Here is a 483-nt window from a genome sequence, read left to right on the forward strand (position 1 = left end):
GGTGAAGTCGTAACAAGGTAACCGTAGGGGAACCTGCGGTTGGATCACCTCCTTACCTTAAAGAAGCGTACTTTGCAGTGCTCACACAGATTGTCTGATGAAAATGAGCAGTAAAACCTCTACAGGCTTGTAGCTCAGGTGGTTAGAGCGCACCCCTGATAAGGGTGAGGTCGGTGGTTCAAGTCCACTCAGGCCTACCAAATTTGCACGGCAAATTTGAAGAGGTTTTAACTACATGTTATGGGGCTATAGCTCAGCTGGGAGAGCGCCTGCTTTGCACGCAGGAGGTCTGCGGTTCGATCCCGCATAGCTCCACCATCTCTGTAGTGATTAAATAAAAAATACTTCAGAGTGTACCTGAAAAGGTTCACTGCGAAGTTTTGTTCTTTAAAAATCTGGATCAAGCTGAAAATTGAAACACTGAACAACGAAAGTTGTTCGTGAGTCTCTCAAATTTTCGCAACACGATGATGAATCGTAAGA

Annotated in this window: 2 tRNA genes and 1 rRNA gene; all 3 read left to right on the forward strand. The window is 45.3% G+C overall.

Features of this window, described 5'->3' with window-relative positions:
- Nucleotides 1-55: ribosomal RNA gene (locus BFF42_RS20655) — 16S ribosomal RNA — on the forward strand; the annotation flags it as partial.
- Nucleotides 56-123: 68 nt separating this feature from the next.
- Nucleotides 124-200, forward strand: a tRNA-Ile gene (locus BFF42_RS20660).
- Between the two features lie 42 nt (nt 201-242).
- Nucleotides 243-318: transfer RNA gene (locus BFF42_RS20665), tRNA-Ala, on the forward strand.
- Nucleotides 319-483: the final 165 nt, after the last annotated feature.

It is taken from the genome of Shigella sp. FC1661 (assembly GCF_001712525.1).
Taxonomy (GTDB): domain Bacteria; phylum Pseudomonadota; class Gammaproteobacteria; order Enterobacterales; family Enterobacteriaceae; genus Escherichia; species Escherichia coli.